Annotated in this window: 1 protein-coding gene; it reads left to right on the top strand. The window is 74.7% G+C overall.

Annotated features, from left to right (window positions below; all coding sequences use genetic code 11):
* The first annotated feature begins 33 nt into the window (after positions 1–33).
* Entirely contained in the window at positions 34–6,156 is a 6,123-nt protein-coding gene (locus ACIQFZ_RS35955; protein WP_402693199.1) for a type I polyketide synthase, read from the top strand.
* Positions 6,157–6,164 lie beyond the last annotated feature (8 nt).

Here is a 6,164-nt window from a genome sequence, read left to right as displayed (position 1 = left end):
CGCGCGAAACATTTTGAGGAAGGTTCACGGACGATGCCGGACGAAAGAAAGCTCGTCGATTACCTGAAGTGGGTCACGGCGGATCTCCACCAGACCCGCAGACGCCTCCAGGAAGCCGAGGCGGGCCGCCACGAGCCCGTGGCGATCGTCGGCATGGCGTGCCGCTTCCCGGGCGGTGTGCGTTCCCCGGAGGACCTCTGGGAGATGCTCGCCGACGGCCGCGACGCCATCGGCGGGTTCCCGGCCGACCGCGGCTGGGACCTGGAGACGCTGGCCGGTGACGGAGAAGGCAGCAGCAGCACGCAGAAGGGAGGATTCCTGCACGACGTGGCCGACTTCGACCCGGGCTTCTTCGACATCTCGCCCCGCGAGGCGCTGGCCATGGACCCGCAGCAGCGGCTGCTCCTCGAAACCGCCTGGGAGGCCGTGGAACATGCCGGGATCGCCCCCGGCAGCCTGCGCGGCAGCCGCACCGGTGTCTTCGTCGGCACCAACTCGCAGGACTACGCCCACCTCGTCCTCGCCTCCGACGACGACATGGGCGGCTACGCGGGCAACGGCCTGGCCGCCAGCGTGATGTCCGGCCGGCTGTCCTTCGCGCTCGGCTTCGAGGGACCCGCCGTCACGCTCGACACCGCGTGCTCCTCGGCCCTGGTCGCCCTGCACCTGGCCGCCCAGTCCGTACGCTCCGGCGAGGCCGACCTCGCGCTGGCCGGCGGGGTCACCGTCATGACCACCTCGTCCAGCTTCGTGGGCTTCAGCCTCCAGGGCGGCCTCGCCGCGGACGGCCGCTGCAAGGCGTTCGCCGACTCCGCCGACGGCACCGGCTGGTCCGAGGGCGTCGGCATGATCCTCGTCGAGCGGCTCTCCGAGGCCCGGCGCAAGGGCCACCCGGTGCTCGCCGTGCTGCGCGGCTCCGCCGTGAACCAGGACGGCGCCTCCAACGGCCTCAGCGCCCCCAACGGGCCCGCCCAGCAGCGCGTCATCCGCGACGCTCTGGCCTCCGCCGGGCTTTCGCCCGCCGACGTCGACGCCGTCGAGGCGCACGGCACCGGCACCACCCTCGGCGACCCCATCGAGGCACAGGCCCTGCTCGCCACCTACGGCCAGGACCGCGACGCGAGCCGCCCGCTGCGCCTGGGCACGGTGAAGTCCAACATCGGCCACACCCAGGCCGCCGCCGGTGCCGCGGGCGTCATCAAGATGGTCCTGGCCCTGCGCCACGGGCTGCTGCCCCGAACCCTGCACGTCGACGCGCCCTCCACACACGTCGACTGGGACGCCGGCCACGTCAGCCTGCTCACCGAGGCCACCCCCTGGCCCGAGAGCGAGCAGGTGCGCCGGGCCGGTGTGTCGTCCTTCGGCATCAGCGGCACCAACGCCCACGTCATCCTCGAAGAGGCCCCCGCGGCCGAGGAGGACACCGACGCCGAGCCGCAGCCCGCGCCGGTCGTCCCGCGCGCCGTGCCCTGGCCCGTGTCGGCCCGTACCGCCGCCGCCCTCGACGCCCAGCTGGAGCGGGTCCGGCCGCTCGCCGCGTCCGGCTGCGACCCCGTAGCCGTCGGCCACGCGCTGGCCGGCACCCGCACCCCCTTCGAACACCGGGCGCTGCTCGTCGCCGCGGACGGCGGGCTCACCGAGGCCGCCCGCGGCACCGTCCCCTCCGGCGACCGCCCCGGCCTCGCCGTCCTGTTCTCCGGCCAGGGCGCCCAGCGCCTCGGCATGGGCCGTGAACTCCACGCCGGCTTCCCGGTGTTCGCCGCCGCCCTGGACGAGACCCTCGCCCTCCTTGACGAGCGCCTCGGCCACTCGCTGCGCGACGTGCTGTGGGGCGAGGACCCCGCGGCCCTCGACGACACCGGCCACACCCAGCCCGCCCTGTTCGCGATCGAGGTCGCCCTCTACCGCCTGTTCGCCTCCTGGGGGCTGCGCCCCGACCACCTCGCCGGACACTCCGTCGGCGAGATCGCCGCTGTGCACGTGGCCGGCGCACTGTCCCTGGAGGACGCCTGCACGCTGGTCGCCGCCCGCGCCGGCCTCATGCGGGACCTGCCGGCCGGCGGAGCCATGGTCGCGTTGCGCGCCACCGAGTCCGAGGTGCGGCCGCTGCTGGACGAGCGGGTCTCGCTCGCCGCGGTCAACGGCCCCGAGTCCGTGGTGGTCTCCGGCGCCGAGGACGCCGTCCTCGCCATCGCCGAGCACTTCCGGGAGCAGGGCCGGCGCACCACGCGGCTCTCCGTGAGCCACGCCTTCCACTCGCCGCTCGTCGACCCGATGCTCGACGCGTTCCGGGACGTCGTCGCCGAGCTCACCTTCGGCGAGCCGTCGGTGCCCGTCGTCTCCACCCTCACCGGCGACGTCGTCACCGCCGAGGAACTGGCCACGCCGCACTACTGGGTGTGCCACGCCCGGCAGGCCGTCCGCTTCGCCGATGCCGTGCGCACCCTCGTCGACGAAGGCGCACGGACCTTCCTCGAACTCGGCCCGGACGGCGTGCTGTCCGCGCTCGTCGGCGAGAACACGCAGATCACTGACGTCACTGCCGTCACCGCCGTGCCCGCGCTGCGCAAGGACCAGCCGGAGGAGGCCGCCGCGCTCGGTGCGCTCGGCACCTTGTGGACCCGGGGCGCCGGGGCCGACTGGGACGCCGTGTTCGAGGGCGCCCTCCCTGGGCGTCCGGTCCCCGTGGACCTGCCGACGTACGCCTTCCAGCGCGGCCGGTACTGGCCGACCGTGCGCGCCCGTTCCGGCGACCCCGCCGGACTGGGCCTCGGCGCCGCCGCGCATCCGCTGCTCGGCGCCACCATCGCCCTCGCCGACGCCGACGAGTCCGTCCTCACCGGACGCCTCTCGCCGCTGACCCACCCCTGGCTCGCCGAGCACCGCGTCGACGGCCGGATCACCGTCCCCGGCGCCGCCTTCGTGGAGATCGCGGTCCGCGCGGGCGACGAGAACGGCACCCCGCGCCTGGACCGGCTCGACCTGCTCGCCCCGCTGACCCTCGGCGACCGCGACGCGGTCCTGCTCCAGGTGCGCGTCGGCCCCGCGGACGCCTCCGGCCACCGGCCGCTCTCCGTGCACGCCCACCCGGCGACCGCGGACGACGCCCCCTGGACGACGTACGCCCGCGGTGTCCTCTCCCCCGACGAGGGCGCCGAGGACGCCGAGGACGATGCCACGGACCTCGTTCAGTGGCCGCCCGCCGACGCCCGCCAAGTCCCGCTCACGGAGCTGGAGTCCGACGGGCGCACCCTCGGCCCGCTCTTCGGCGGCCTGACCGGGGTGTGGCGGCACGAGGGCGAGGTGTTCGCCGAGGTCGAGCTGCCCGCAGGACCCGACAGCGGCTTCGGACTGCACCCCGCGCTGCTGTCCACCGCCCTGCGCGCCGCCGCCCTCGACGGCGCCACGGCCGGCGAGCCGGCCGGTTTCGACGGGCTCACGCTGCACGCCACCGGCGCCACCGCGCTGCGCGTGCGGCTGAGCACCACCGGGCCCGACACCGTCGCCCTCACCGCCGTCGACCCGGCGGGCAACCTCGTCCTGACCGCCGACACCGTACGTTTGGGCACCCCGGACGGCACCGCCGGGACCCCGGCCGCCACCGGCCAGGGCGACCTGTTCGCGCTGAAGTGGGTGCCCGTCAAGGCCTCCGCCCGCGCCACCGGCACCCGCTGGGCCGTCGTCGGCTCCGACGAACTCGACCTCGGCTACGCCATGCACCGCGCCGACGAGACCGTCACCGCCTACGCGGAGTCCCTGGGCGGTGCCATCGGCGACAGCGGTGTCGCGCCCGACGTGTTCCTGATCCCGCTGGCGGGGGAGAAGGACTCCGGAGTGGACGGGGTGCACGCCCTCACCGCCCGGGTCCTCGGCTATCTCCAGGAGTGGCTGTCCGAGCCGCGGCTCGCGGGCACCCGCCTCGTCTTCGTCACCCGCCGCGCCGTCGCCCTCGACGACGAGGACGTCCTCGACCCGGCCGGCGCGGCCGTCTGGGGCCTGGTGCGGTCCGCGCAGACCGAGAACCCCGGGAGCCTGCTGCTCGTCGACCTCGACGACACGTTCCTGTCCGCCGGCGTGCTGCCCGACGTCCTGACGCTCGACGAGCAGCAGCTCGCGGTCCGCGACTACCAGGTGCGCGCCGCCCGGCTCGCCCGGCTGCCGCGCACGGCCGACGACGCCCCCGCCGCCCCCGACTGGAACCCCGACGGCACCGTCCTGATCACCGGCGGCACCGGTGGCCTCGGCGCCGCGCTCGCCCGGCACCTGGTCACCGCCCGGGGCGCCCGGCATCTGCTGCTGGCCGGCCGCCGCGGCCCGCAGGCACCCGGCGCGGCCGAACTGGTCGCCGAACTGACCGGCCTGGGCGCCCAGGTGACCGTCTCCGCCTGCGACGTCGGCGACCGCGACGCCGTCGACGCGCTCGTCGCGTCGGTGCCGGCCGCGCACCCGCTGACCGCCGTCGTGCACACCGCGGGTGTCCTGGACGACGCCCTGATCGGTTCGCTCACCCCGGAACAACTGGCCGGTGTGCTGCGCCCCAAGGCCGACGCGGCCCTGCACCTGCACGAGGCGACCCTCGGCCACGACCTCGCCGCGTTCGTGCTGTACTCCTCGATCTCCGGCGTCATCGGCGGCCCCGGCCAGGGCAACTACGCCGCCGCCAACGCCTCCCTCGACGCGCTCGCCCATATGCGCAGGGCGGCCGGTCTGCCCGGCCTGTCCCTCGCCTGGGGACCCTGGGACCGGGGCAGCGGCATGACCAGCCAGGTCAGCGACACCGACCTGGGGCGGATGGACCGCGGCGGCACCCCGCCGATGAGCATCGAGGACGGCCTCGCCCTGTTCGACGCCGCCCTCGCCCGCCCCGAGCCGGTGGTCGTGCCCACCCGGATCAACGTCGCCGGCCTCCAGGTCCAGCAGTCGCTGCCCGCCCTCTGGCGCGGCCTGGTGCCGCGCACCCGGCGCGCCGCCGCCGCGGACCGCTCGCCGAAGACCGTGCTCGACGGGCTGCGTACGCTCGACACCGCCGGCCGGGAGAAGCTGCTCACCGAGCTGGTCGTCGGCTTCACCGCGGGCCTGCTCGGCCACGCCGACCCCTCCGCCGTCGACCCCGAGCGCGGCTTCCTGGAGCTGGGCTTCGACTCGCTGGTCTCGGTCAGCCTGCGCAACCAGCTCGGCGAACTCCTCGGGCTGCGCCTGCCGACGTCGGTGGTCTTCGACAGCAAGACGCCGGTGAAGCTGGCCCGCCACCTCAACGAGGAACTGGGCGACCTGTCCGCTTCCGGCCCCGCGTCCGGTACCGCCGTCGCCGGCACCACGGTGCATCCCGACGACACGCTGGTCGGCCTGTTCCACAACGCGGTGCGCGGCGGCAAGCTCGTCGAGGCGATGCGGATGCTGAAGGCGGTCGCCAACACCCGGCCCACCTTCGAGACGCCCGCGGACCTGGAGGAGCTGTCCGAGGCCGTCACCCTGGCCACCGGTCCCGGCACCCCGCGGCTGATCTTCGTCAGCGCGCCCGGCGCCACCGGCGGTGTCCACCAGTACGCCCGCATCGCCGCCCACTTCCGCGGCAAACGCCATGTGTCGGCGCTGCCGCTGATGGGGTTCGCCCCCGGCGAGCTGCTGCCCGCGGGCAGCGACGCGGCGGCCCGGATCGTCGCCGAGAGCGTCCTGATGGCGAGCGACGGCGAACCGTTCGTGATGATCGGCCACTCCACCGGTGGTTCCCTCGCCTACCTCGCGGCCGGTGTCCTGGAGGACACCTGGGGTGTGAAGCCGGAGGCGGTCGTCCTGCTCGACACGGCGTCCATCCGGTACGACCCCTCGGAAGAAAACAACCTCGACCGGACGACCCGCTTCTACCTGGCCGACATCGATTCGCCGTCCGTGACGCTCAACAGCGCCCGGATGTCCGCGATGGCGCACTGGTTCATGTTGATGACGGACATCGAGGCACCCGCCACGACCGCCCCCACCCTGCTCCTGCGCGCCACGCAGGCCAACAACGGTTTCAAACTCGACACCTCCGCGGTGCCGGCGGACGCGGTACAGGACATCGAGGCCGACCATCTGTCCCTGGCCATGGAGCACTCGGCACTGACCGCCGAGGCCATCGAGAACTGGCTCGCCGAACTTCCGGCCTGCGAGGCCTGAGCCGGGTC

The sequence above is a fragment of the Streptomyces sp. NPDC093064 genome, assembly GCF_044754605.1.
Lineage (GTDB): Bacteria > Actinomycetota > Actinomycetes > Streptomycetales > Streptomycetaceae > Streptomyces.
This window is presented reverse-complemented; position numbering and strand designations above follow the sequence as displayed.

Coding starts and splice junctions, on each gene's coding strand:
- ACIQFZ_RS35955 (WP_402693199.1), top strand. CDS start 34: ATGCCGGACGAAAGAAAGCTCGTCGATTACCTGAAGTGGGTCACGGCG.